Origin of the sequence: Bradyrhizobium sp. 154, from assembly GCF_023073875.1 — a bacterium.
GTDB lineage: Bacteria > Pseudomonadota > Alphaproteobacteria > Rhizobiales > Xanthobacteraceae > Bradyrhizobium.
Genome location: NZ_JADPKG010000030.1, coordinates 214,411 through 238,351, shown reverse-complemented (window position 1 = coordinate 238,351; position 23,941 = coordinate 214,411). Strand labels below are relative to the sequence as shown.

General features: G+C 64.1%; 24 protein-coding genes. 12 read left to right on the top strand and 12 right to left on the bottom strand.

The genetic code is table 11. The annotated features are described in order from the left end of the window. Positions 1 to 162 precede the first annotated feature (162 nt). Positions 163 to 504 carry a hypothetical protein gene (locus IVA92_RS06675; protein ID WP_247281853.1) on the top strand — a complete coding sequence of 114 codons (342 nt, stop codon included), beginning with the start codon at positions 163 to 165 and terminating at the stop codon, positions 502 to 504. A 125-nt stretch (positions 505 to 629) separates the two neighbouring features. Here the strand turns inward: IVA92_RS06675 and IVA92_RS06670 are convergent, their stop codons facing one another. The 7 genes from IVA92_RS06670 to IVA92_RS06640 form a co-directional block, all read right to left on the bottom strand. Beyond that, positions 630 to 1,343 carry an ABC transporter ATP-binding protein gene (locus tag IVA92_RS06670; RefSeq protein WP_247281854.1) on the bottom strand — a complete coding sequence of 238 codons (714 nt, stop codon included), beginning with the start codon at positions 1,341 to 1,343 and terminating at the stop codon, positions 630 to 632. After that, positions 1,336 to 2,103 (bottom strand): ABC transporter ATP-binding protein, encoded by a 768-nt coding sequence (locus IVA92_RS06665; protein ID WP_247281855.1) that lies wholly within the window; start codon positions 2,101 to 2,103, stop codon positions 1,336 to 1,338. The genes IVA92_RS06670 and IVA92_RS06665 overlap by 8 nt, the downstream gene beginning before the upstream one ends. Next, a complete protein-coding gene (locus IVA92_RS06660) occupies positions 2,096 to 3,040 on the bottom strand; it encodes a branched-chain amino acid ABC transporter permease (RefSeq protein WP_247281856.1) in 945 nt (314 codons plus the stop codon). Before IVA92_RS06660 ends, IVA92_RS06665 begins: the two co-directional genes overlap by 8 nt. Then, positions 3,037 to 3,954: a branched-chain amino acid ABC transporter permease gene (locus tag IVA92_RS06655; RefSeq protein WP_247281857.1), complete on the bottom strand. Its 918-nt coding sequence runs from the start codon at positions 3,952 to 3,954 to the stop codon at positions 3,037 to 3,039. The genes IVA92_RS06660 and IVA92_RS06655 overlap by 4 nt, the downstream gene beginning before the upstream one ends. 304 nt (positions 3,955 to 4,258) lie before the next feature. Then, a complete protein-coding gene (locus tag IVA92_RS06650) occupies positions 4,259 to 4,477 on the bottom strand; it encodes a hypothetical protein (RefSeq protein ID WP_247281858.1) in 219 nt (72 codons plus the stop codon). 1 nt (position 4,478) lies between these two features. Beyond that, positions 4,479 to 5,138 carry an acyl-homoserine-lactone synthase gene (locus tag IVA92_RS06645; protein WP_247281859.1) on the bottom strand — a complete coding sequence of 220 codons (660 nt, stop codon included), beginning with the start codon at positions 5,136 to 5,138 and terminating at the stop codon, positions 4,479 to 4,481. Positions 5,139 to 5,222: 84 nt separating this feature from the next. Then, entirely contained in the window at positions 5,223 to 5,951 is a 729-nt protein-coding gene (locus IVA92_RS06640; RefSeq protein ID WP_247281860.1) for a LuxR family transcriptional regulator, read from the bottom strand. 166 nt (positions 5,952 to 6,117) lie between these two features. Between IVA92_RS06640 and IVA92_RS06635 the strand changes: the two genes are divergently transcribed. From IVA92_RS06635 to IVA92_RS06595, 9 genes are all read left to right on the top strand, one after another. Further along, entirely contained in the window at positions 6,118 to 6,294 is a 177-nt protein-coding gene (locus IVA92_RS06635; RefSeq protein WP_247281861.1) for a hypothetical protein, read from the top strand. A gap of 217 nt (positions 6,295 to 6,511) precedes the next feature. After that, positions 6,512 to 7,450: a LysR family transcriptional regulator gene (locus tag IVA92_RS06630; RefSeq protein WP_247281862.1), complete on the top strand. Its 939-nt coding sequence runs from the start codon at positions 6,512 to 6,514 to the stop codon at positions 7,448 to 7,450. A 132-nt stretch (positions 7,451 to 7,582) separates the two neighbouring features. Further along, positions 7,583 to 8,461 (top strand): shikimate dehydrogenase, encoded by an 879-nt coding sequence (locus tag IVA92_RS06625; RefSeq protein WP_247281863.1) that lies wholly within the window; start codon positions 7,583 to 7,585, stop codon positions 8,459 to 8,461. 56 nt (positions 8,462 to 8,517) lie between these two features. After that, complete coding sequence (locus IVA92_RS06620; RefSeq protein ID WP_247281864.1) at positions 8,518 to 9,648, top strand: ABC transporter substrate-binding protein; 1,131 nt, start codon at positions 8,518 to 8,520, stop codon at positions 9,646 to 9,648. Positions 9,649 to 9,868: 220 nt separating this feature from the next. Next, positions 9,869 to 10,744: a branched-chain amino acid ABC transporter permease gene (locus IVA92_RS06615; protein WP_247281865.1), complete on the top strand. Its 876-nt coding sequence runs from the start codon at positions 9,869 to 9,871 to the stop codon at positions 10,742 to 10,744. Then, a complete protein-coding gene (locus IVA92_RS06610; RefSeq protein ID WP_247281866.1) occupies positions 10,741 to 11,739 on the top strand; it encodes a branched-chain amino acid ABC transporter permease in 999 nt (332 codons plus the stop codon). The genes IVA92_RS06615 and IVA92_RS06610 overlap by 4 nt, the downstream gene beginning before the upstream one ends. Next, complete coding sequence (locus IVA92_RS06605) at positions 11,736 to 12,479, top strand: ABC transporter ATP-binding protein (RefSeq protein WP_247281867.1); 744 nt, start codon at positions 11,736 to 11,738, stop codon at positions 12,477 to 12,479. Before IVA92_RS06610 ends, IVA92_RS06605 begins: the two co-directional genes overlap by 4 nt. A gap of 12 nt (positions 12,480 to 12,491) precedes the next feature. Further along, positions 12,492 to 13,229: an ABC transporter ATP-binding protein gene (locus IVA92_RS06600; protein WP_247281868.1), complete on the top strand. Its 738-nt coding sequence runs from the start codon at positions 12,492 to 12,494 to the stop codon at positions 13,227 to 13,229. Then, positions 13,226 to 15,097: a sugar phosphate isomerase/epimerase and 4-hydroxyphenylpyruvate domain-containing protein gene (locus tag IVA92_RS06595; protein ID WP_247281869.1), complete on the top strand. Its 1,872-nt coding sequence runs from the start codon at positions 13,226 to 13,228 to the stop codon at positions 15,095 to 15,097. Before IVA92_RS06600 ends, IVA92_RS06595 begins: the two co-directional genes overlap by 4 nt. Positions 15,098 to 15,370: 273 nt before the next feature. On the opposite strand, the gene IVA92_RS06590 is transcribed toward IVA92_RS06595, so the two are convergent. Beyond that, positions 15,371 to 16,543, bottom strand: a complete 1,173-nt coding sequence (locus tag IVA92_RS06590; protein ID WP_247281870.1) for an ABC transporter substrate-binding protein — start codon at positions 16,541 to 16,543, stop codon at positions 15,371 to 15,373. 312 nt (positions 16,544 to 16,855) lie between these two features. On the opposite strand from IVA92_RS06590, the gene IVA92_RS06585 reads away from it, so the two are divergent. After that, complete coding sequence (locus IVA92_RS06585) at positions 16,856 to 18,118, top strand: NAD(P)/FAD-dependent oxidoreductase (RefSeq protein ID WP_247281871.1); 1,263 nt, start codon at positions 16,856 to 16,858, stop codon at positions 18,116 to 18,118. A gap of 163 nt (positions 18,119 to 18,281) precedes the next feature. On the opposite strand, the gene IVA92_RS06580 is transcribed toward IVA92_RS06585, so the two are convergent. The 3 genes from IVA92_RS06580 to IVA92_RS06570 are packed head-to-tail and all read right to left on the bottom strand — an operon-like array spanning position 18,282 to position 21,107. After that, entirely contained in the window at positions 18,282 to 19,493 is a 1,212-nt protein-coding gene (locus IVA92_RS06580) for an ABC transporter substrate-binding protein (protein ID WP_247281872.1), read from the bottom strand. A 58-nt stretch (positions 19,494 to 19,551) separates the two neighbouring features. After that, the gene (locus IVA92_RS06575; RefSeq protein ID WP_247281873.1) at positions 19,552 to 19,875 is read right to left on the bottom strand and encodes a 2Fe-2S iron-sulfur cluster-binding protein; all 324 of its coding nucleotides are present in this window, start codon (positions 19,873 to 19,875) and stop codon (positions 19,552 to 19,554) included. A gap of 11 nt (positions 19,876 to 19,886) precedes the next feature. After that, positions 19,887 to 21,107, bottom strand: a complete 1,221-nt coding sequence (locus IVA92_RS06570; protein ID WP_247281874.1) for a cytochrome P450 — start codon at positions 21,105 to 21,107, stop codon at positions 19,887 to 19,889. 83 nt (positions 21,108 to 21,190) lie between these two features. Between IVA92_RS06570 and IVA92_RS06565 the strand changes: the two genes are divergently transcribed. Next, positions 21,191 to 21,697: a MarR family transcriptional regulator gene (locus tag IVA92_RS06565; RefSeq protein WP_247281875.1), complete on the top strand. Its 507-nt coding sequence runs from the start codon at positions 21,191 to 21,193 to the stop codon at positions 21,695 to 21,697. Between the two features lie 344 nt (positions 21,698 to 22,041). Here IVA92_RS06565 and IVA92_RS06560 read toward each other — a convergent pair whose 3' ends face one another. Further along, on the bottom strand, positions 22,042 to 23,892 hold the full coding sequence (locus IVA92_RS06560; protein ID WP_247281876.1) for a feruloyl-CoA synthase: 1,851 nt from the start codon (positions 23,890 to 23,892) through the stop codon (positions 22,042 to 22,044). Positions 23,893 to 23,941 lie beyond the last annotated feature (49 nt).

Sequence of the window (23,941 nt, the reverse complement as noted above, 5' to 3'; positions counted from 1 at the left end):
CGTGATGAACAACGGAGTTCGATCATGTGGGACCAATTATTCAGCCTGATCTATCACCTCTCCTGCCGGACCACGCTGATTGAGATCGGGACGCATCGGCTAGCGCGTTAACTTCCCTATCGGACCGAATAGGTAACACGCATTGGCCAAATGGGCACTTACATGCGCAAGCTGATTCTGATCGCGGCCCTGTTGCTGGTTGCAACAGAAGCCTTTGCTGCTGGCCCGCGAAGCCTGAGCCTCGCCGCAACCGATGCGAGCCAGGCCGAGCAGCCCGCCGCGACGGCCGCGCCGCAGTCGACCCAGGCCCCGGCAGGGCCCGCGGCCGTTCAGGCCACAACGACGACGCCCACGCCGCCACCTGCTGCAACCGCCGCAACGGCCGCGCAGTCGACTGCCACGCCCGCGAGCAGCACGACCGGCAGCAGCAAGGCGAAGCGACGCCAGCCCTCCGTCGAAGCGCGCGTGATCCGCGAACTGCATCGCCACGGGATTTATTGGTGAGGGCAAGCTCTCACGACCGCCATTGCCAGCGAAGCGAAGCAATCCAGACTGCCGCCGAGGATCCTGGATTGCTCGCTGCGCTCGCAAGGGCGAAGTTGGGGCGGACGTCGCGCTCCTTAGGGGCCTCAGATTCCTAAATATTTATGCTGAAGGTCCGGCGCGGCCATCAGCTCGTCGGAGGTGCCGCTCCAGACCGTCTTGCCGCGCTCGATGATGGAGTGGCGGTCGCAGATGCGGGCGAGGTGATCGACATTCTTGTCGACCACCAGGATCGACTGTCCGCGGCTCTTGAGCAGCGACAGGCAGTTCCAGATCTCTTCGCGAATCAGCGGCGCGAGGCCTTCGGTCGCTTCATCCAGAATCAGAAGCTTCGGGTTGGTCATCAGTGCGCGCCCGATGGCGAGCATCTGCTGCTCTCCGCCGGAGAGCTGGTTGCCCATGTTGGAGGCACGCTCGGCGAGGCGCGGAAACAGCACGTAGATCGCGGCCAGCGTCCAGGGATTGGGGCTAGCGAAACGATCGGCGGCGGCGGCTACGAGATTTTCGCGCACGGTGAGGTTCGGGAAGATCTGACGTCCCTCCGGCACGATGCCGACGCCGAGCTGGGCGATCCGGTATGACGGAAGCTGCCGCACCTCGACGCCCGCGAAACGGATGCTGCCTGCGCGCGCCGGCGTCAGGCCCATGATGGAGCGGATGGTGGTGGTCTTGCCCATGCCGTTGCGGCCCATCAGCGAGACCATCTCGCCCGGTTTGATCGACAGCGACAGGCCGAACAGCACCTGGGACAGGCCGTAGCAGGTCTCGATGCCCTCGACGTCCAGCAGCGTGTCAGCCATGATGCGTCACCACATGCTGATCGCCGAGATAGGCGCGCTTGACGTCCTCGTTCTGGCGGATCGCGGCCGGATCGCCGGAGGCGATGACGCGGCCATAAACCAGCACCGAAATCCGGTCGGCGAGCGCGAACACCGCGGGCATGTCGTGCTCGACGAGCACGATCGAGACCTCTTTGCGCAGCTCCTGGAGCAACTTCACCATGCGCTGCGATTCGGTGACGCCGAGACCTGCCATCGGCTCGTCGAGCAGCAGGAGCTTCGGCTTGCTCGCGAGCGCAACCGCGAGCTCGAGCTCGCGCCGCTCGCCATGGCTGAGCCTGGACACCACGACATCGGCGCGGTGCAACAGGCCGACGCGATCGAGCGCTGCATGGGCGGCATCGCGCAGGCCCTTCTCCTTGCGCGCATTGGCGAAGAAGCGGAACGACGTACCGGCATGCGCTTGGGCTGCCAGGGCGACATTATCGGCGGCGGTGAAGTCGAGCAGCAGCGAGGTGATCTGGAACGAACGGGCGAGGCCCAGCGCGCAGCGGCGATAGGCCGGCAGATAGGTGATGTCCCGCCCCGCCAGCGACACGCTGCCGGAATGCGGTTCGAGGTGCCCCGTGAGCTGGCTGATCAGCGTGGTCTTGCCGGCACCGTTCGGGCCGATAATGGCGTGCAACTCGCCGCTAGCGACCTCGAGCGAGACGTTGTCGGTCGCGATGATGCCGCCGAAGCGGCGCACCAGCTTTTCGACGCGGAGCAGGGGTTCAGCCACGGCCAGCCCTCCCGAGCGCGCCCATGATGCCGCCGCGGCCGAACAGGACGATGAGCAGCAAGAGCGGGCCCATGATCAGCGCCCAATATTCGGTGATCTGCGACAAGAACTCTTCCAGCAGCAGGAACACCACCGCGCCCATGATCGGACCGAACAGCGTGCCCATGCCCCCCAGGATCACCATCACCATGAGATCGCCGGAGCGGGTCCAGTACATCACGGCGGGACTGACGAAATCGGTGTTATTGGCGAGCAGCGCGCCGGCAAGGCCGCACATGGTGCCTGATATGACGAAGCAGACGAGCTGGTAGCGCTTGGCGGCGAAGCCGATCGCCTGCATGCGCTGCTCGTTGGAGCGCAGGCCCTGCACGACGAGGCCGAAGCGCGAATTGACGATGCGCCAGATCAGGAAAATGACACCGAGCAGGCAGGCGAGGCAGAGATAATAGAACTGCATGCGGTCGCCGAGATTGATCAGTCCGGAGAAGTCGCTGCGCTTGTAAACGGTGAGACCGTCGTCGCCGCCGTAGCGCGCCAGGCCCGAGGCGACGTAATAGGCCATCTGCGCGAAGGCCAGCGTGATCATGATGAAATAGACGCCGCGCGTGCGCAAAGAGAGCGCGCCGATCACCAGCGCGTAAGTCGCGGAGGCCGCAAGCGCGACGGGAAACTGGATGAAGCCGCTTCCGACGCCCTCCTGCGCGAGCATCCCGACTGCGTAGCCGCCGATGCCGAGATAGGCAGCGTGACCAAAACTCATCATGCCGCCGAAGCCCATGATGAGATTGAGGCTCGCCGCCGCCAGCGCCAAGATGATGATACGGGTGAACAGCGTCAGGATGAAGATGTTGCCGGTCAGGTGCGAATAGAGCGGCAGCAGCACGAGGCCCGCCAGCATCAGGGCCGTCACGGCTTTGCTCACACTGAAAGCCTTCATCGACGATTGGCCGGAAACAGCCCCTCCGGCCGCACCACCAGCACGATCGCCATTAGGAGATAGATCAGCATGGACGACAGCGCGGGCGCGGCAGTGGAGGCCGCGGCGCCGCTCAGCACCTGCCGGAGCAGGTTCGGCAGGAAAGCGCGGCCGAGCGTGTCGATCATGCCGACGAAGATTGCGGCCAGGAACGCGCCGCGGATCGAGCCAATGCCGCCGATCACGATGATGACGAAGGCGAGGATCAGGATGTTCTCGCCCATGCCGATCTGCACGGTGAGGATCGGCGCCTGCATCAGACCGGCAAGGCCTGCGAGCGCGGCACCTAAGCCAAAAACCAGCGTGTAGAGCAGCTTGATGTTGATGCCGAGCGCGCCGATCATCTCGCGGTTGGAGGCCCCGGCCCGGATCAGCATGCCGATGCGGGTGCGCATCACGCCGAGATAGAGCAAAAGCGCGACCAGCAGCGCGACCGCGATGATGGCGAGGCGATAGGCGGGATAATGAATGCCGGGCAGGATCGGGACCGGCACGGTGAGCCAGGCCGGCAGCGGCAACGCCAGGCCGGCCGGGCCCCAGATCAGCCGCACGGCTTCGTTGAAGAACAGAATCAGGCCGAAGGTCGCGAGCACGTGGTCGAGATGGTCTCGCCCGTAGAGATGCCGCAGCGCAGTCATCTCGAGCACGATGCCGAGCACGAGGGTTGCGCCAAGCGCCATCAGCGCACCGAGCAGGAAGCTGCCGGTCCACGCGGCGAAGGTCGCGGCGAAATAGGCGCCCATCATGTAGAGCGAGCCGTGCGCGAGGTTGACGAGATCCATGATCCCGAACACCAGCGTCAGGCCGGCGGCGAGCAGGAACAGCAGCAGGCCGAACTGCAATCCGTTCAAGAACTGTTCGACGACGAGCAGCATCAAGACTCTTTCAGGCGCACGCAGTGTCACGCCGATGTTCGAACACGGTCGCCATCAGTGAAAGAGCTCCCCCTGCCTGTTCAAGGCCGAAAAATGGGTAATGGCAGTATCGTTCCGAGGCAAGTGCGATTTGACACCAAACATGCACTTTGTTGCATCCCGGCGCCACGCGGCCGACACCTGCTTTGCAATGCAAGAAGATTGCCGCGCGGTATGGGGCAACCTGCCGCACCCAAACGGTCACCCTCCCCCAGGCAAGCCGAGGGAGGGTGGAATGTCGTTGAAGCTTTAGCGAGAGATGCGTCTAGTGCGACGTCATCTGGTGGGGAAGGTCGTCCGGTTCAGCGAGCACGCTATTCACCGTCGAGGCCTCCAGCGCTGCCATCCTGAACAGATAGGCCAGCGTCGTCAGTCCGGCATCGTCCGCCATCTGCGCGAGCTCGAGCGCCATGTCGGACATGTAACCGAGATTCTCGTCCTCGATCTGCGCCATGATCTGGCTGTCCCGCATCATGTTCGACATCTCAAGCGCTCTTTCGTTGCGCGGCAGCGACGCCGCGGAGGTTAGCACGGGCAATACAGTCGATCCGCGGACCGTCCTGCTGGACGATGCTCGTCATTCCGATACGGTCGCGCACGATATCGAGCGACCCCTGACTGACCTCGATCGTTGCAGCCATGGTCCAGGAATTTTCCATCCGCGCCGGCAATCCCAGCGGTGTCACGATGAATCCGATGTCGTTGAAGCGCGGCAACCACCACGTCTCCATGACGAGACAGAGACGCTCGATGCCCTGATCGAGACAGAACTCCTGCGCAGCCGCCATCAATTGCAGATTGAAGGCGCCGTCGCGGCGCTCCCGTGACACGAAGAAGCGCGACCACTCCCAGACCAGCGGGTCCGACGGGCATCCGCGCACGGCCGCGAGATGCGGGAAGACTTCGCTCATCATTGTCGGTCTGGCGGTGGGATACAGGCGGAAGCTGCCGAGCACCCGGCGGTTTTCGAGAGCCAGCAGGTAGACCGCATCGTCATTGTCGTAGCTATCGATCTCGCGGCCGTCGGGCTTGCGTAGCGACTCCCATTTCCGCTCCTCGACAAAAATCTCGTGACGGACCCGAAAATACTGTTCGAGAACGTCCTCGTTGAGGTGCCGATTGGCGGCAGAAATCACATGAATCATGCACTCCCCCTGGCTCGAAATGAAGGGAGCCTCAGCGAAAAAGGCAAAGTCGACTATTGGGAAATTTCCCAGTAGGCGAGGATTTCAGGGATTGATGATTCTGTGGCGGATCGCGATCGCGACCGCATGCGTCCGGTTGACGGCGCCGAGCTTGCGCGCGGCAGTTGCAAGATGCTCTTCCGCAGTGCGTTGCGTGATGTGCAGGATCTCGCCGATCTCCCAGGCGGACTTGCCTTGCGACGCCCAGGCAATCACCTCGCGCTCGCGCGGGGTCAGGCGCATCGACGGATGCGGCGCCGGATCGAGCAGACGGCGAATGTGATCGAAGCCGTACATCCCGATCAGGTGCAGCGCCGGCTTGCTGCGCGCATTGAGATCGAGGTGGACGCCACCGAGCGAGACGCCGGCCTCATAGCCGGTCAAGCCGTGGATCGGCACGACGAAGCCGCGCGACATGCGGAAATCGGCGGCGCGCCGCATCACCTCCACCGCACCCGGCTCCAGCTCCGGATCATACGGCGCCTCAGACCACTCGAAAGGATTCACCGTCTGCCGGCATTTGCGGATCACGGGGTCGACACGGTCGTAACTCTTTTGGACATAGAGGTTGAACCACTCCGCCGGCCATTTCTTGGCGAGCACCATCTGGGAAAAGCGCTGATCGGGATTCGGCAAGCCCGTTACGATGATATGTTCGAAACCGTATCGGCTGAACGCGGTCGCAAGCGCGTCCATGGCGTCCGGAACTTTGGTATAGGCTTCCAAGCCTTCGATGAAGTCGAGCGCCTCCCGACCATAGTCTACGGCGGACATCAGTGCGTTTCCTGACTCTCGCCCCGCCGTATAGCACGCATTGGGGAGCTGCCTCAGGTCGCCGTGGCCGTAGTTTACCGGTGCTCATCCGCTCCGAAGACTTAATCTACTTGTGGCAGAAATGACGTCACGATACACCTGAAGCGTACGAAGCGGGAAAACCACGATGGAAGACGAGGACATCGCTCTCAACAGCGTGCTCGGCCTGGAATTGAACCGCGTGTTTTTCGCCGTCCGCCAAACGGCAAACAAGCAAAAGATCATCGAGTTCGCGCGCGAGGTGCTGCAAAGCGAGCGCGCCGAGCTGGCGAACAGCCTCTTGCCCGAGGGCCCGGCGGGTTAGCCAACGCAGTTGCAGCTTCACGCGCCCCGCTTCCATTTGAACGCGCTGATTTCCGTCGAAACGATCCGACTGTTGCCGTCTCCCCTCCCGAGCGGGAAGCCTAAGGACCCGAGAGCAACTTGCCTCCTCCGCCCATGTTGACAGACACTTGCCGCTGGATGACATCTCGGCTCTCGTGAGATGATCGAGATCACGATCATCCTTCGGACGCCCGGACATGATGACGCTGCGCCAGGTTGAAGTGATACGTGCCGTGATGGTGACGGGCACCATCGGCGGCGCGGCGAAGCTGCTCAACGTCTCGGCACCGGGGATCAGCCGCCTCGTCAAATACACCGAGCGCTCGCTCGGCATCCGCTTCTTCCAGCGCCAGAACGGGCGCTATTTCCCGACGCCGGAAGCCGAGAACATCTTCGAGCAGATCAACGGCGTCTACAAGAAGGTCGACGACCTCTCCGAGATCATCTCCAAGATCGGCCGCGGCGGATTGTCGGAGCTGCGCATCGGCTCGGTGCCGAGCATCTCGCAGGTGATGGTGCCGCGCGCGATCGAGCGCGTCCGCCGCCGCTATCCGGACCTCGGCATCGACATCAACATCCTCAAGCTCGAGGAAGCCATCGATTATCTGATGCTCGGCCGCGGCGAGTGCGTGGCGATGAGCTACCGACTGGAACATTCAGGGCTCGACCTCATGCCGCTCGCCTCGGGCGAGCTCTATTGCATCGTGCCGCCGGGACATGAGCTCGCCGGCCGCAAGCAGGTCTCTGCCGCCGAGATCACCCGCTATCCGCTGATCGGGATCGATCCGAACGACCCTTACGGACGGATCATGGCCGAGATCTTTGCGCGCAACCGGCTCGACTACAACATCACCATCCGCGCGCGCTTCGGCACCACGGTCTGCGCCCTGGTCAAGGCGGGGCTCGGCATCGCCATCATCGACCAGTTCACGGTGGCCCATGGCGGCTATCCCGGAATCGAGCTCTTGAAGATCACCGAGCCGACGCGGTTCGACACCTATATCGCGGTGAAGCGCGGCGCGCCGCTGTCGCTCCATGCCGAGTATTTCATCGATGCCCTGCGCGCCGAGATGCGCGCGGTCGAGCCGTCCCGCGGCAACGGCAAGGCCGTTTCGGCACGCGGGCGGAAGAAATAACATTATGTTAGGTTTACCGGATAAAAGGGTAATTGTGTTAGGCAGGGGAAAGGCTATCGTCGCGGCTGGAATTGCGCGGATTTCCCCGCTAATGGCCGGGCCCGGACGCTCCCAACGAGACGATAGCGAACCATGTCGAAGCGCGAACACGCCGCCAGCAGGAAGCTTCTCACCGGCCTGATCGGCGCGCCGATCGCGCATTCCGCGTCCCCCGCCATGCATGAGCGCGCCGCCGAGGCGCTCGGCCTGCGCGGCCACTACCAGCTCATCGAAGTGGCCGGTGCCGATGCGGCCGGGCTCCGCATGATGCTCGAAGGCGTGCGCCGGCTCGGCTTTGCCGGCGTCAATGTGACCTATCCTTATAAGGAAGCGGTGGTCCCACTGCTCGATGCGCTGGCGCCGGACGCTGCCGCCATGGGCGCGGTCAACACCGTCGTCGTCAGGGACGGCCAGCTGACCGGCCACAACACCGACACTACAGGCTTTGCGCGTGCGGTGGCCCCGCTGCTGGCGCCATCAGCCAACTCCGTTGCCGTGATCGGCGCAGGCGGCGTCGGCAAGGCGATCGCGTTTGCGCTGGCGGGCCTGGAGGTGACCGATATCCGCATCTTCGACAGCGAGCCGGCGCGCGCCGAGAAACTCGCCTCGCTGCTTGCCAGGCAGGGCCGCGCGAGGGTGGCCGGAAACGTCGAGGACGCACTCGATGGTGCAACCGGTCTCGTCAATGGCACGCCGGTCGGCATGCTGCCGAACCGAGACACCCCGGTGCCGGCGGCGCTGCTCAGGGCAGACCTGTGGGTCGCCGATGCCGTCTATTCGCCGCTGATCACGCCGCTGCTTGCCGCAGCGCGACAGAAAGGCGCTCTGATCATGACCGGGCGGGAGCTTGCGATCTATCAGGCCGCCGACGCCTTTGAACTGTTCACCGGCCTTGCTCCATCGACCGAGATCATGGGAGAGGCTTTTGATGCCGTGATGGCTGCGCGCACCGCCGCCTATCAGGCAGCTTGAGACGAAGCGGCCGGGCACAAGGCCGCTTGCAAGATTTGAAACGGGAGGAGAGGACGATGAAATCAACGCTATTGGTGGGCGCGCTGCTCACCGCCATGACGGCAACGAGCGCCCTTGGCCAGGCGATCAAGCTCGCCGACGTCGCCGAGCTCTCCGGCGGCGGCGCCACCGTCGGCACCAACTGGAAGAACGGCATCGACCTCGCGATCGAGGAGATCAACGCCAAGGGCGGCGTGCTCGGCCGCAAGCTGGAGGTCACCCACGCCGACTCGCAGTCCAACCCCGGCGTCGCCCGCGCCCAGGTGCAGAAGGCGCTCGACGCCGAGCCCTATGTGCTGCTCGGTCCCGGCTATTCCGGCTCGGTGAAGGTCACCGCGCCGCTCGCGGCCGAAGCCGGTATCGCGCAGATCATGGGCGGCGAAGCCGCAGAGCTGACGCAGGCGGGCAACAAGTTCCTGTTCCGCACCTCGTTCGGCCAGCAATCCTCGATGCCGAAGGTCGCCAAATACATCCACGACGAGATGAAGGCGAAGACGGTTGCGGTGGTCTGGGTCAACAACGACTTCGGCCGCGGCGGCCGCGACGTCGTCGTCAAGGAGCTCGACCGGCTCGGCTCCAAGGTGGTTGCCGATCTCTCCACCGAAGCGGGCCAGGCCGATTTCGCCGCCGACGTCGGCAAGATCAAGGCTGCCAATCCCGATGCCGTGTTCGTTTATCTCAATGAGGAAGAGAGCGCGCGCATCCTGAAAGAACTGAAGCGGCAGGGCGTCACCGCACCGCTGATGGGCGAGACCACGCTGATCGGCCAGAAGGTGATCGAGCTCGCTGGCGATGCCGCCAAGGGCGCGCGCGGCCATGTCGGCCTCACCACCGATGCCCCGGTCGATCTGATCAAGGCGTTCCGCGAGAAATTTTCCAAGAAGTACAATTACGTGCCTGATCATAACGGCCTGAAGGGCTATCTCGCCGTCTACATGGTCAAGGCCACCACCGAGAAGATGGGCAAGGTCGACTCGAAGAAGTTTGCCGACACGCTGCATGGCCTGACCATCAAGGCCGCCGACGAGCCGGGCATTTTGATGGACGTCACCTTCAGCGACACCGGAGACATCGACCGTCAGAGCTTCCTGGTCGAGGTGGTCGAAGGCAAGCAGGTCGTGAAGCAGGTGCTGCCGAAAGTGAAGTGAGGTTCGTCTCTCTCCGCTTGCGGGGAGAGACCGGAATTTGCGCAGCAAATTCCGGGTGAGGGGGAGCTTCCGCGGGTCCAACTATTACCGCCCTCGCGAAGGCTCGCCCTCACCGTAGCCGATGCTTCGCATCGGCGTTCTTAAGAACGGCGGCCGTAGGCCGCCTACGCCTCTGCCCGCAAACGTGACGAACGGGAAGGCAGAACGGCGAGAGGGGAAAATGTCCAGTCTGTTCGATCTTCTGGTCGCGGGACTTGCCACCGGCGCGATCTATGCGCTGGTCGCGGTCGGCTTCACGCTGCTGTGGCAGACTTCGCAGACCATCAATTTCGCCCAGGGCGAGTTCGTGATGCTGCCGGCGTTCCTGATGCTGGCGGCGATGCATGCCGGCGCCCCGTTCTGGCTCGCGATCATCCTCGGCATCCTGCTCTCGATGATCTTGCTCGGTCTCGCCTTCAAGCTGCTGCTGGTCGATCCGATGATGCGCCACGGCGTGCTGCCGCTGGCGATCGCGACCATGGCGCTGGCCATCGGCATCAAGGAATCCGTCAAGCAGTTCTTCAGCGCCGAGGCCTCGCCCTTCCCGTCGATCGCGCCGACCGGCGATATCTCCATCCTTGGCCATGCGATGTCGCTGCAAAGCATCGGCGTCCTCGTCGTCGCCATCCTTGCCGTCTTCGGCTTGACCGCACTGCTCAACCGCACCTCGCTCGGCCACCAGATGCAGGCGGCGGCGCAGAACCCGACGGTGGCGCGGATCATCGGCGTGCCGGTCGAGCGCATGATCCTGCTGACCTTCCTGATCAACGCCTTCCTGGTGGCGCTAGCCTCACTGCTGATCACGCCGATCTATCTCGCCAAATTCTCCTCCGGCGAGGTGCTGGGCCAGGCGGCATTCATCGCCGCGATCGTCGGCGGCTTCAACCAGGTGCGCGGCGCAATCGCCGGCGGTCTTTTGATTGGCGTGCTCGACAATCTCGCGGCCGCCTATGTCTCGACGCAGTATCGCGCCGCCGTTCCGATGATCTTCCTGATCGCCGTCATCCTGTTCCGGCCGCAGGGCTTGCTCGGCCGCGCCGAGGAGCGCACGGTATGATCAGCTTTGGCAAACCCCTGAAGATTGCGCTCGGCCTCATCGCCATCGCCGCGCTGATCATTGTCCCCATGAACTTCAACCGTTACGGTCTGTTCATCCTGAGCCAATGGGCGGTGATGAGCATCGCCGCGATGGGGCTCAACCTTACGCTCGGCTATGCCGGCCAGGTCTCGCTGGCGCAGGGCGCCTTCGTCGGCATCGGCGCTTATGCGGCGGCGATCATGACCACCCATGGCTGGCCGCTGCCGGCCGCGATTCTGGTCGCGATCGCCTTGAGCTTTGCGGTCGGCTGGGTGCTGGGTTATCCCGCGCTGCGCGTGCAGCACCACTACCTCGCCTTCGTTACCCTCGCCTTCTCCACTCTCGCCTTCCTGGTGTTCCGCAACGAGAGCTGGCTCACCGGCGGCATCTACGGCATCTCCAACATCCCGCGCCCGCACGTCTTCGGGCTAGCGACCAACAAGCCGCTGCCCTTCTATTATGTCTGCCTCGGCTCGCTCGCGATCGTGTCGCTTGCCGTGTGGTGGCTGATCCGCTCGCCCTGGGGCCGCGCCTTCATGGCGCTGCGCGAGAATCCGCTGCGTGCGCAATCGCTCGGCGTCGACACCCGGCGCTACACGCTGATGGCCTTTGCGATCGGCTCGGCGCTCGGCGGCGTCGCCGGCGCACTCTATGCGCCGCTGACGCAATATATCGATCCCGTGCCGTTCAACCTGTCGCTCTCGCTCGACCTGCTGATGATGGTGATCGTCGGCGGGGCCGGCTTCTATTTCGGTCCGTTCCTGGGCGCGATGATTGCCGTGCTGCTGCCGGAATGGCTGCGCTTCACCGAAGGCTATTATCTCATGCTCTATGCGGTTGCGGTGATGCTGCTCTTGATCTGGTCGCCGACCGGCATCCTGGGAATCCTCGATCGCGCGATGGCGGCGCGACGGACCAAGGCGGCGTCCGCGCTGCGCGCCGTCGCAAAGTCACGCCTGGAGACGGTGCAATGAGCGCAGTCCTCGAGGTTACCAATATCAAGAAAAACTTTGGCGGCATCAGCGCCGTCGATGGCGTCAGCTTCGACGTGCGCGAGGGCGAGATCCTCGGCCTGATCGGACCGAACGGCTGCGGCAAGTCGACGCTGTTCAACTGCATCCTCGGCCAGCTCACGCCGTCAGGCGGCGAGGTCAGGCTGGACGGCAAGGTGGTGACGGGCCTGCGGCCCTCCGAACTCAACAAGTTGGGGGTCAGCCGCACCTTCCAGCTCCTGCAGGTTTTTCCAAAGCTCTCGGTGCGGGAGAACCTGATTCTGGCCGGACAGGAGCACCAGGGCAACATGGCCTCGCGCCTCGTCGGCCGCTCCGATGCCGGGCTGAGCGACGCCGCCAACCAGATGATCGGCTTCTTCAAGCTCGACCATCTCGCGGACGAGCCGGCCGGCGGCCTCTCCTATGGCCAGCAAAAACTGCTCGATGCCGCCATGGCCTTCATGGGCGGACCGCGCCTGGTGCTGCTCGACGAGCCAGCCGGCGGCGTCAACCCGTCGATGCTGGCGGACCTCAAGGACCGCCTGGTTGCGATCAACCGCGAGAAGAACGCCACCTTCGTCGTGATCGAGCACAACATGGAATTCGTGATGTCGCTGTGCTCGCGGGTGATGGTGATGGCGGAAGGCAAGGTGCTGGCGATGGGACGGCCGGATGAGGTGCGGAAAAACCTCGCCGTCATCGAAGCCTATCTCGGACATTAGGGAGCGCGAGCCATGAGCGACCCGATCCTCTCTGTTCACAATCTCGTCGGCGGCTACGGCAAGATGACGATTTTGAACGGCACGACCTTCGCCGTGCCGCAAGCCACGATCACGACGATCATCGGCCCGAACGGCGCCGGCAAGTCCACCGTCTTCAAGGCAATCTTCGGCCTGCTCAAGCTGCGCGAGGGCAAGATCAGCTTTGCCGGCCGCGACGTCACGAACCTGAGCCAGCGCGCGCTGCTCAATGCCGGCATCTGCTACGTGCCGCAGGGCCGCAACATCTTTCCCGAGCTTTCGGTACGCCACAACATCGAACTCGGCGGCGTCGCTGCGGACAAGAGCCTCGATCTTCCCAAGCGGATCGAGGCGGCACTCGACCTGTTTCCGGCGCTGCGGCAAAAATCGACGCAGCAGGCTTCCACGCTGTCCGGCGGCGAGCAGAAGCAACTCGAGATCGCCCGCTCGCTGCTGCTCGAACCCAGGCTGGTGCTGATCGACGAGCCCTCGATCGGCCTGTCGCCGCTGATGGTGCAGCAGACCTTCGATATCCTCAAAAGCTTGCGCGACCGCGGCGTCACGATCCTGATGATCGAGCAGAACGCACGTTCGGCGCTGGAGATCTCGGACATCGGCATCGTGCTCGAGCTCGGCCAGACCCGGATGATCGACGACGCCAAGCGCATTCTGAACGATCCCCGCATCGGGCAATTGTTCCTGGGCGGCGCCATGGAGGAGAGCGCCGCATGAACAAGCGTTCGATCGCAACCGTGTCCCTCTCCGGCACCCTCGACGAAAAGCTGCGCGCCATCGCCTCAGCCGGCTTCGACGCGGTCGAGATCTTCGAGAACGATCTGTTGTCGTTCGGCGCGGGCCCGCGCGAGGTGGCACAGCTCTGCAAGGACCTCAATCTCGAGATCTGCGCGTTCCAGCCGTTCCGCGATTTCGAAGGCATGCCGGAGCCGCAGCGTTCGCGCAACTTTGCCCGTGCGATGCGCAAGTTCGATTTGATGCAAGAGCTCGGCACCGATCTCTTGCTGATCTGCTCCAACGTTTCGCCCACCTCGCTTGGCGGCATCGACCGTGCCGCGGACGATTTTCGCGAGCTCGGCGAACGTGCGGTGAAACGTGGTTTGCGCGTCGGATACGAGGCGCTGGCTTGGGGACGACACGTCAACGACTACCGCGACGCCTGGGAGATCGTGCGCCGCGCCGATCATCCGGCAATCGGCATCATCCTCGACAGCTTTCATGCGCTGGCGCCCGGCTTTCCGACCCGCGCGATGGCTTCGATTCCCGGCGACAAGATCTTTCTGGTGCAGCTTGCTGACGCGCCGAAGCTCGAGCTCGACATCCTCTCCTGGAGCCGGCACTTCCGCTCCTTCCCGGGCCAGGGTGACCTCCCGGTCCGCGAGTTCATGGCGGCGGTGGCGGCGACCGGCTATGCCGGGCCGCTGTCGCTGGAGATCTTCAACGACCAGTTCCGCGCCGGCTCGGCGGCCCAGACGGCGGTCGACGGCCTGCGCTCGCTGATCCTGCTGGAGGACCAGCTCGCACCGGACTGGCCAAAGCTTGTCCGCGAGCCGCTGGCGCCGAAATCCAGAAGCCACGGTACCGGCTTCGTCGAGTTCGCCGTCAACGAGACCAAGGCCGGCGAGCTTGCCCGACTGTTCGCGCAGCTCGGTTTTCGCAGGACCGGCAAGCACCGCAGCAAGGCGGTGGAGCGTTGGTCGCAAGGCAAGGTCGAGCTCGTCATCAATTCCGAGACGGACGGCTTTGCGCATTCGCATTACGTCACCCATGGCCCCGGCGTCTGTGCGATCGCACTCGACGTCGACAATGCGGGCCTTTCCATGCAGCGCGCCGAAGCGCTGAAGGCGCGCACCTTCTACCAGCCGGTCGGGCCGGGCGAACTCGAGATCCCGGCGATCCACGGCGTCGGCGGCAGCCTGCTCTATTTTCTGGATCAGGCCGGCAAGAACTGGGACACCGATTTCGAGCCGGTACCGAGCGAGGCGAGCGAGGACGCGCTGCTGGCGGTCGATCACATCGCGCAGTCGATGCCCTATGACGAGATGCTGTCCTGGCTGTTGTTCTACACCGGCATCCTCGACCTGACGCGACTGCCGCAGATGGAGATCGTCGACCCGAGAGGCTTGGTGCAGAGCCAGGCCATCATCAACGCCGACCAGAGCCTGTGCTTCGTGCTCAACGGCTCCTCTGCCAACCGCACGCTGCCGTCGCGCTTCATCTCCGAGTTCTTCGGCTCCGGCGTGCAGCACGTCGCGTTCTCGTGCCGCAACATCTTTGCGACGGTCGCGGAGATGCGCAAGCGCGGCGCGGATTTCCTCGACATCCCTGATAATTACTACGACGACATCGAAGCCAAATACGACCTTTCGCCCGAGCTGATGGCGCAACTGCGCGCCAATCACATCCTCTACGACCGCGAGGGTGACGGCGAATTCTTCCAGGTCTACACCCACATCTTCGACGAGCGCTTCTTCTTCGAGATCGTCGAACGGCGGCGCTATCAGGGCTTTGGCGCGGCCAATGCCGGCATCAGGCTCGCAGCGCAGGCCCGCGAGGTGCGGCCTGCGAGCATGCCAAGGATGTAGGCTCCTCCGGGTGAGGGGGTCTCCGCGAGTCACATCGCAGCGACGAGCAAGGCTCCCTCAACACGTCATTGCGAGCGTAGCGAAGCAATCCAGAATCCCTCTGCGGAAAGACTCTGGATTGCTTCGCTACGCTCGCAATGACGGTGCGGCGACTATCGAATAAACGTCTCTCTCCGTCCCAACGGAGACTTCTCCTCACCCAGCCCCTCTCCCCGCATCCGCGTACGCTAAAGCTTCGGCGGGCAAGCGCGGGAAGAGGGGAAGATCAAGACCTCACTTCATCTTGCACTTGTCGTGGAAACGATCCTGGTCGTTCTCGACGATGGTGGCGACGGTCTTCAGCGCGAGCTGGCCTTCGGCGTCCTTGACCACGTCCTGGAGATAGAAGCTCTGGATCGGGATGTGATTGTTGCCGTACTTGAAGGAGCCGCGCAGCGACTTGAAGTTGGCCTTTTCCATCTCGGCCTTCATCGCATCCTTCTTGCTGGTGTCGCCCTTCACCGCGACCACGGCGCTGTTGATGAGCTGGGCGGCATCATACGATTGTGCGCCGTAGTAGGTCGGCCGCAGGCCGGGATACTTCTTGCGATAATCGGCGACGAAGCGCTTGTTCTGCTCGTTGGGGAGGTCATTGACCCATTCCTGCGCGCCGGGCACTCCGAGCGCATTCTCCTTCTGGAGCGGCAGCGACAGCTCGTCGATGGTGAAGACGGTGTAGAGCGGCATGGTGCTCTTGAGGCCGGCTTGGGCATATTGATTGAGGAACTGCACGCCGGCGGCACCGGGGTAGAACACGAAGATCGACTCGGCGCCGGAGGCGCGCGCCTTGGAGAGCTCGGCGGAGAAGTCGAGCTGGCTCGGCCAGACCGTGTACTCCTCGCCCTTGATCTCGCCCTTGAACGTGCTCTTCAAACCGGCGAGCATGTCCTTGCCGGCGGCGTAGTTCGGCCCGATCAGGAACACGCTCTTGACGCCCTTCTGGTTCATGTAGAGGCCCATCGCCTGCGGCGTCTGGTCGTTCTGCCAGGAGGTCGAGAACACATAAGGCGAGCACAGCTCGCCCGCGAGCTGCGAGGGACCGGCATTGGCCGAGATCAGGAAGGTCTGCGAGTCCACCGCGGTCTTGAGCGAGGCCAGGAGCACGTTCGACCAGATGTAGCCGACGATGAAATCGACCTTGTCGGACTGCACCAGCTTCTCGGTCTTCTGCTTGCCGACATCCGGCTTCTGCCCGTCGTCCTCGTAGATCACCTCGACCGGCTTGCCGTCCATCTTGCGGCCGAGATGATCGAGCGCGAGCTCGAAGGAATTGCGCATGTCATTGCCGATCACGGCGGTCGGGCCGCTGAAGGTCGACACGAAGCCGATCTTGATGGTGTCGCCGGCGCATGCCGGATTTGCCAGCACCAGCGCCGCTGCGCCCGCCAGCCAGAATGCCGTCCTCATAACCACTCCCCTCCTTGATTATCGGTCCCGAGGCGGGGTGATCGCCGCCCCCGGGCCAGTCTCTATTGAACGCAAAATCTGTCGAGCCGCCAATGGCTCAGGGCCCGTCCCTGCACCATATTTCGCCCCAATTGGAGATGGCAAGAAATATAGTTCTACTCACTTCGGCCAAGCCATGATCAACGCTGCGGCGCTTTTTCGCGCCACATCGATACACTTGGCCTATTCGACGATTGATGACGCCTATTGGACCGCGGCCCCAGAACCGCACTTAAATGAACAAATAGAGCAGCGCGATTCGAGGGGCGCATCATGACCACGACACCGCACCGCGTCGTCATCGTCGGAGCCGGCTTTGGCGGGCTGGAGACGACCTATCGGCTCGCGGGCGCGCCGGTCGAGATCACGCTGATCGACCGCCGCAACCATCATCTGTTCCAGCCGCTGCTCTACCAGGTCGCGACCGCCTCGCTGGCGACCAGCGAGATCGCCTGGCCAATTCGCCATCTCATGCGCGATCGCCGTGAGGTGACGACGCTGTTTGCCACAGTGAGCGGCGTCGACACGGCACGTCGCTGCGTTCTGATCGACGACGGCAGCGAGGTGCCCTACGACACGCTGGTGCTAGCCACCGGTGCGCGACACGCCTATTTCGGCCACGACGAATGGGAGCAATTCGCGCCGGGCCTGAAGACGCTGGAGGACGCGACAACGCTGCGCCGGCACATCCTGGTGGCATTCGAGCGCGCCGAGCGCGAAACGGATCAGGAGAGGCGCGCGGCGCGGCTGACCTTCGTCATCGTCGGCGCCGGCCCGACTGGCGTCGAGCTCGCCGGCACCATCGCCGAGATGGCGCACCACACTCTGCCCGGCGATTTCCGCAACATCGACACGACCAAGGCGCGTGTCGTGCTGATCGAGGCCGGCCCGCGCGTGCTCGCCGGCTTTGCCGACGACCTCTCGGCTTACGCGCAGGCGTCGCTGGAAAAGATCGGCGTTGAGGTCGTGCTGGGGCAACCCGTGACCGAGATCGACCGCGATGGCGTGGTGTTCGGCGGCACGCGGCTCAACGCCAAGACCAGGATCTGGGCCGCCGGCGTGCGCGCTTCGCCCGCTGCCGAATGGCTGGGCGCACCAAGCGATCGCGCCGGGCGGGTGCAGGTCGAGGCGGACCTGACCATTCCGGGGCATCCCGAGATCTTCGCGATCGGCGATACCGTCAGCATCAATGCCTGGGAGGGCAAGCCGGTGCCCGGCATCGCGCCGGCGGCGAAGCAGCAGGGCCGCCATGTCGCCGAGACCATCAAGGCTCGGCTACGCGGGCAGGCGAAGGGCGCCTTCCGCTACAAGCACGCCGGCAGCCTCGCGCAGATCGGCAAGCGGCTCGCGGTAATCGATTTCGGCCGCATCAAGCTGCGCGGCACCATCGCGTGGTGGATCTGGGGCATCGCCCACATCTACTTCCTGATCGGCCTCCGCCACCGCCTCAGCGTCGCGCTGAGCTGGCTCTGGATCTACGCCCGCGACCAGCGGGCGGCGCGACTGATCACGCAAGGGAGTAGCAAGGTGGTGTAGTTCTCCTTCTCCCCTTGTGGGAGAAGGTGGCGCGAAGCGCCGGATGAGGGGTTCTCTCAACTCGAAAGGGAGTTCGTGAGGAGACAACCCCTCACCCGGCTCCGCTTTGCGAAGCCACCCTCTCCCACAAGGGGAGAGGGTGCAGCAGCGCGCGCAGCTCCACCTACTTCACCAACTCACACCCGCCCTCCGCCAGCGGGCGGAACGCCTGGTCCGCGGGAATCGTCGAGACCAGCTTGTAATAGTCGTAGGGGTATTTCGACTCCTCGGGCTTCTTCACCTCGAACAGGTACATTGGGTGCACGACCCGGCCATCCTGACGAATCGTGGTGTCGCCGAACAGCTTGTCCTTGTCCCTGAACTTCTTCATCTCGGGCACGACGTTCTTGGCATTATCGCTGCCCGTGGCGGCGACGGCGTTGAGATAGGCGAGCGTGGAGGCGTAGACGCCGGCCTGATTGCCGCTTGGCATCTTGCCGTTCATGCCGGGCCGCGCGGCGAAGCGCTTGGCGAAAGCGCGCGTGTCGTCGTTCATGTCCCAGTAGAAGGCTTCCATCAGCTGGAGCCCTTGCGCGACCTTGATGCCCATGCCGTGGACGTCGTTGATGAAGAGCAGGAAGGCAACCAGCTTCTGGCCGCTCTGCTGGATGCCGAATTCGGCGGCCTGCTTCACTGCGTTGATGGTATCTCCGCCGGCATTGGCGAGGCCGATAACCTGCGCTTTCGAGCTTTGCGCCTGCAACAGGAAGGACGCGAAATCGGAGGTCCCGAGCGGATGCTTGGACGAACCCACCACCTTGCCGCCATGCGCCTCGATGTATTTCTGTGCCTCAGCCTCGATTCCCTTGCCGAGCGCGTAGTCGACCGTGAGGAAATACCACTCCTTGCCGCCACGCGACATCATCGCGGCCGCCGTGGTGTTACCGGTCGCCCAGGCGTCGTTGACCCATTGAATGGTGTTGGGCGAGCAGGCCTTGCCGGTGAGATCGGAGCTTGCCGTCGAGGACGCCAGGAACGTCATGCGGCTATCGCGCAAGAGCGAGTTGATGGAGAGGCCGACCGCCGAGTTCGGCACGTCGACGATGGCATCAACGCCTTCGACGTCGAGCCATTTGCGCGCGATGGCGCGGCCGACATCGGCCTTGTTCTGATGGTCGGCATAGACGATCTCGACCTTGATGCCCTTGCCGCCACCGTTGAAATCCTCGGCCGCCATGCGCGCGGCCTCGACTGAGCCCATGCCGTTGGTGTCCTGGAAGATGCCGGAGATGTCGTTGAGCACGCCGACGCGCACGACATTGTCGGATATCTCGGCGCTTGCCGCGCCGACCATCAGGCTCGCAGCCAGTGCGAGCGTCCACTTCAGATGCTTCATCGTTCCCTCTCCTGTTGAATGTGTTGCCACGCCGACCGTTGCCGGCGCGGCACAGATTTCAGACCTGCCGCTCCGGCAGCCTCACGATGAGCCCGTCGAGCGCGGGCGTGATGTGGATCTGGCAGGACAGCCGACTGTTCGGGAGCCGCTCGCTTGCGGTGCCCTCGAGCAGCGCATCCTCCTCGTCGGCCATTGCTGGCAGGCGCGCGAGCCAGCTCTCGTCGACATAGACGTGACAGGTCGCACACATGGCGTTGCCGCCGCATTCGGCCAGAATGCCGTCGACGCCGTGGCGGGTCGCGGCCTGCATGGCGCTTTCGCCATCGCTGGTCTCGACACGATCAGACCTGCCGTTGGGATGGATGAAAGTGATGGCGGGCATGAAGCTCCTCGTCAGGCCGGGGTGATGGTGACAGGCAGGCTGTCGAGCCCGCGCAGCGTGTTGTTGAAGCGGCGCTTCGGCTCACCCGCGATCTCGATTTTCGCGATACGGCGCGCCAGAGCCGTCAGCATCACCTCGCCTTCGAGGCGGGCGACGAGCTGACCGACGCACATATGGATGCCGGAGCCGAACCCGACATGGCCCGAGGTGCGGCGGGTGATGTCGTAGCTGTCGGGCTTGTCCCAGCGCCGCGGATCGCGGTTGGCGGCGGCGAGGAACATCAGCACCTTCTCACCTTCGCCGATCTTCGCGCCGGACAGCTCGACCTCCCGCGTGGTGGTGCGGAAGAAGGTCTGCACCGGGCTTTCGAACCGCACGGCCTCCTCGAAAGCGCCACGCGCGAGCGAGAGATCCTCGCGCAGGCGCTGCCATTGATCCGGGAAGCGCGCGAGGCAATAGACCGCGGCGCCGATGCCGTTGACAGTGGTGTCGAGGCCGGCCGACAGCAGCGAGCGCACCAGCAGCGGCGCTTCGGTCGCGGTGATCTCGCCGTCATCGACGCGGTCATGAATGCAGGCGCCGAATCCGCCGGGTGCCAGATTCTCGCGCTGGCACTGCTCGGCGACATAAGCCTGATGCGGCGCCGAACGTTCGATCGCCTCCTGGCGCAACTGGTTGGGCGGGCCGAAGGCGTTGAACACGACGCTCGCATAGGGAATCAAATGCTCGCGGCCTTCCGGCTTAAGCCCGAGCGCATCCGGAAAAATCGAGAGTGGATAGGCCTCGGCAAGATCCGCGATCGCATCGAAGCTGCGCTTCTCCAGCAGCGCATCGACCCGCACCTCGGCCGCTGCGGCAAAGCGGTCGCGCACCTGCTTCATCACGGTGGGGGAAAGCACCTTTGACAGCACGGCGCGGGTGCGGGTGTGCGCGGGCGGATCGGCCTCCAGGATCAGGCTCGGCGGCCGCCACGGCGTCTCCTTCTTGAAATCACTGAGGCCGACACCGCGGCTGGAGCAGAAGGTCGCCGGATCATTCAGCACGGCATGGACCTCGGCATAGCGCGCCACACCGTACACGCTCCATTTGTCGAGATAGACGACCGGGCCCGCCTCCCGCAGCAGTTCATGCGTGGGGTAGGGATCGGCAAAAAAACTCATCGCGAAGGGATCGACGTCGAGATGCGGCACGGCCGCGACGTCAGTTGCTACAGGGGAGCCGGATGCGGTCATGGAAGACCTCTCTCATTTTGATCTTGTGAAAGGGCGGCGCTTACCCTTAGGTCATGGGACAAGCCGCGACTCAGAACCCCGATATGCCGCCGTCCTTGACCAGAGCCCGCCAAAAGCCTGCGCCCGCCGAATTCGGGCCGACGCTCGATCTCGACCGTTACGTCCCGGCCTTCATCACCTTCATCGCCAACAAGCTCTCGAACAGCGCGACCTCGTTCTATCAGCGGCAGTTCGGCGTCAACGTCACGGAATGGCGGATCATGTCGCTGCTGGCGATCGAGCCCGGCATTCCGGCGTCGCGCATCTGCCACGTCATCGGCTTCGACAAGGGCCCGGTGAGCCGGACGCTCGCGGGGCTCGAAAAGCGCGGGCTGGTGTCGATCCGCACCGACCCGAACGATGGCCGCACCCATTCGATCTCGCTCACGGCGAAGGGCCGCGCCACCCACGACAAGGTGATCGTCGCGGCGCTCGAACGCGAGCGGCGCCTCCTGTCCTGCCTCAGCAAGGACGAGCGCGAGGTGCTGATCGACCTGCTCCGTCGGCTGCACGAAAATCTCGGCGCGGTGACCGGCAGCACTGAGCCCTGACAGATCGCGCGCGAGCTGTCTGCTCCTCTCCTGCCCAGGCATACGCCGGCACCTGCCGACGGTGCCATTCCTGCCGCGCATGGTGTTCCTCCGAAGCGGATGCGGCGGTTGCCCCGCCGTCCTCCCTGCCGGAAACGGTTCGCATAAATTAGTTGCTTGGGCAACAAAAAGAATTGGCAAGATATTGCGACAGAATGACTGGCCTATTGGCCAAGCCGTTTAGTCGGATTTCGCCGGAAGTCCTTCCACGGGGACAGTCTGATTTGCTTCGTCGCAAGGGTCCCTCTGCACAGCAACGACGACGTGGAAAGAGCGTGCCTGACTTCGTCTCGACCAGCAGATAGCTACAAGCCAACCCACTCGCTCGACGCATCATCATTCAGCCGCGCCACCGCATCGGCACGACGCGTCAGCACGGCGCGCTGGTTGATGTAGCCCTTGTCGGTGATCTCGCCGCCGTCGACCGAGGCCGGCTCGGCGAGCAGCAGCGCGCGCGTGGCATGGCCGGAGGAGTTGCTGCTCTGCTGTTTCAGCCGCGTCAGAGCCTGCGCGATCGCGGTCCTGACCTTATCATGCGCCAGCACGTCGTTCACAGCCGCCGTGTCGCCCAGCCCGGCATGGGCGCGGCAGGCAGCAATATTCGGAAACACCAGGAAGCGCACCTCGTCGCCGCCATGGCCGGTAACGACGATATCCTGCGCGAGCGGCGCCAATGCGGCGATGCCGGCGACACGCAAGGTGCCGACACTGACCCAAGTTCCGGAATTGAGCTTGAAATCTTCCGCGACGCGCCCATCGAAGAACAAGCCGCGCTCAGGCCGCTTCGCATCGGCAAACTTTACGGCATCGCCGATGAGATAGAAGCCTTCGTCGTCGAACGCCTGCTTCGTCAGCTCCGGCGCCTTCCAATAGCCCGGCGTGACGTTGGGGCCGCGCACGCGAACTTCCAGCTTGTCGCCGGCGGCGACGAGCTTGAGCTCGGTGCCGGGAATCGGCACGCCGATATTGCCCGAGCGTTCTGCGAGGAAATGGCAATCGGTCGCGAGCGGGGACGTCTCGGTCGAGCCCCAGGCCGAGACCATCGGCAACGCATGGCCGACGGTCTTGATCGAGAGATCTTCGAGTGCATCCCAGATATTCTGCGGCAGCGCCGCGCCGGCATAGAAAGCGAATTTCACCTCGCCGAAGAAGCGGCGGCGCAGCTCCTCGTCGCCGCGCAGTGCCGCGGTCAGCATGTCGAAGCCGCGCGGCACGTTGAAATAGACCGTCGGCATCACGCTTCGTAGATTGGCGAGGGACGTCGCAAACAGACCCGGCGCGGGCTTGCCGCCGTCGATATAGAGCGAGCCGCCGTTGCGCAGCACGAGGTTGAAATTGTGGTTGGCGCCGAAGGTGTGGCTCCAGGGCAGCCAATCGAGGATCACGAGATCGCCGCGGCCCGGTTCGAGAAACGTCCAGGTCTGCGCCTTGGCCTGTTGGCTCGAGGTCAGCATTCGCTGGGTGTTGATGACCGCCTTGGGCGTACCGGTCGAGCCCGAGGTGAACAGGAATTTCGCGATCGTATCCGGCGTCACCGCGGCGAAGGCTCTGGCGACGTCGAGCGTCTCTACGGTCTCCGCAATGGAGCGGAACGACAGCGCATCGGCGTCGTCGGCATGGCCGCTGATGATCTGCGCCGTGTGCAACGGCCTGATCGCGGCCAGCGCCGCCGCAAATGGCTTGGTTGCGGAGACATAGATCGCGCCCGGCGCGAGCAGCGCGATCATGCTCCTGAGCTTGTCGAAATCTTTCGACACCAGCGAATAGGCGGATGAAACGGCCGCTGAGGGCACGCCGACATGCTGCGCGGCGAGCGCGAGCAGCGCGTGATCGATGCTGTTGTCGGAGAGAATAGCGAGCGGTCGCTCGGCACTGAGGCCCTGCGCCAGGATCCAGGACGCGGCCGCCCGCACCTGCCGCAGCGCCTGCGCATAGGTGACGGTAGTCCAAGGCGCATCGGCACTGCCGCGCTCGGCGAGGAAGATCGTATCGGATGTTTGCCGCGCCCATTGCTCCAGCCAGTCGCCGGTGCAGCGCGCGCTCGCGCCAAGTGGCTCGGGCGAGCGCAGCACGATGCTGCCGTCGGCGCGATGCTCTGCGACCGTCCTTGGCGTTGCGAACAGGCTTGCAGCGTCACCGCGTGGGGCGGTCGTCATGGGGTTTCCTCCTCCGCCCGGATTCGGGATCGGCTGCCGCCTCGTTCCG

Excerpts from the sequence above, each read along its gene's own strand:
- IVA92_RS06565 (WP_247281875.1), top strand. The coding sequence starts at position 21,191 with ATGCCGCCGTCCTTGACCAGAGCCCGCCAAAAGCCTGCGCCCGCCGAA.
- IVA92_RS06625 (WP_247281863.1), top strand. The coding sequence starts at position 7,583 with ATGTCGAAGCGCGAACACGCCGCCAGCAGGAAGCTTCTCACCGGCCTG.
- IVA92_RS06645 (WP_247281859.1), bottom strand. The coding sequence starts at position 5,138 with ATGATTCATGTGATTTCTGCCGCCAATCGGCACCTCAACGAGGACGTT.
- IVA92_RS06595 (WP_247281869.1), top strand. The coding sequence starts at position 13,226 with ATGAACAAGCGTTCGATCGCAACCGTGTCCCTCTCCGGCACCCTCGAC.
- IVA92_RS06660 (WP_247281856.1), bottom strand. The coding sequence starts at position 3,040 with ATGAAGGCTTTCAGTGTGAGCAAAGCCGTGACGGCCCTGATGCTGGCG.
- IVA92_RS06655 (WP_247281857.1), bottom strand. The coding sequence starts at position 3,954 with ATGCTGCTCGTCGTCGAACAGTTCTTGAACGGATTGCAGTTCGGCCTG.
- IVA92_RS06670 (WP_247281854.1), bottom strand. The coding sequence starts at position 1,343 with ATGGCTGACACGCTGCTGGACGTCGAGGGCATCGAGACCTGCTACGGC.
- IVA92_RS06605 (WP_247281867.1), top strand. The coding sequence starts at position 11,736 with ATGAGCGCAGTCCTCGAGGTTACCAATATCAAGAAAAACTTTGGCGGC.
- IVA92_RS06590 (WP_247281870.1), bottom strand. The coding sequence starts at position 16,543 with ATGAGGACGGCATTCTGGCTGGCGGGCGCAGCGGCGCTGGTGCTGGCA.
- IVA92_RS06585 (WP_247281871.1), top strand. The coding sequence starts at position 16,856 with ATGACCACGACACCGCACCGCGTCGTCATCGTCGGAGCCGGCTTTGGC.
- IVA92_RS06575 (WP_247281873.1), bottom strand. The coding sequence starts at position 19,875 with ATGCCCGCCATCACTTTCATCCATCCCAACGGCAGGTCTGATCGTGTC.
- IVA92_RS06675 (WP_247281853.1), top strand. The coding sequence starts at position 163 with ATGCGCAAGCTGATTCTGATCGCGGCCCTGTTGCTGGTTGCAACAGAA.
- IVA92_RS06570 (WP_247281874.1), bottom strand. The coding sequence starts at position 21,107 with ATGACCGCATCCGGCTCCCCTGTAGCAACTGACGTCGCGGCCGTGCCG.
- IVA92_RS06610 (WP_247281866.1), top strand. The coding sequence starts at position 10,741 with ATGATCAGCTTTGGCAAACCCCTGAAGATTGCGCTCGGCCTCATCGCC.
- IVA92_RS06600 (WP_247281868.1), top strand. The coding sequence starts at position 12,492 with ATGAGCGACCCGATCCTCTCTGTTCACAATCTCGTCGGCGGCTACGGC.
- IVA92_RS06640 (WP_247281860.1), bottom strand. The coding sequence starts at position 5,951 with ATGTCCGCCGTAGACTATGGTCGGGAGGCGCTCGACTTCATCGAAGGC.
- IVA92_RS06580 (WP_247281872.1), bottom strand. The coding sequence starts at position 19,493 with ATGAAGCATCTGAAGTGGACGCTCGCACTGGCTGCGAGCCTGATGGTC.
- IVA92_RS06560 (WP_247281876.1), bottom strand. The coding sequence starts at position 23,892 with ATGACGACCGCCCCACGCGGTGACGCTGCAAGCCTGTTCGCAACGCCA.
- IVA92_RS06615 (WP_247281865.1), top strand. The coding sequence starts at position 9,869 with ATGTCCAGTCTGTTCGATCTTCTGGTCGCGGGACTTGCCACCGGCGCG.
- IVA92_RS06620 (WP_247281864.1), top strand. The coding sequence starts at position 8,518 with ATGAAATCAACGCTATTGGTGGGCGCGCTGCTCACCGCCATGACGGCA.
- IVA92_RS06630 (WP_247281862.1), top strand. The coding sequence starts at position 6,512 with ATGATGACGCTGCGCCAGGTTGAAGTGATACGTGCCGTGATGGTGACG.
- IVA92_RS06650 (WP_247281858.1), bottom strand. The coding sequence starts at position 4,477 with ATGTCGAACATGATGCGGGACAGCCAGATCATGGCGCAGATCGAGGAC.
- IVA92_RS06635 (WP_247281861.1), top strand. The coding sequence starts at position 6,118 with ATGGAAGACGAGGACATCGCTCTCAACAGCGTGCTCGGCCTGGAATTG.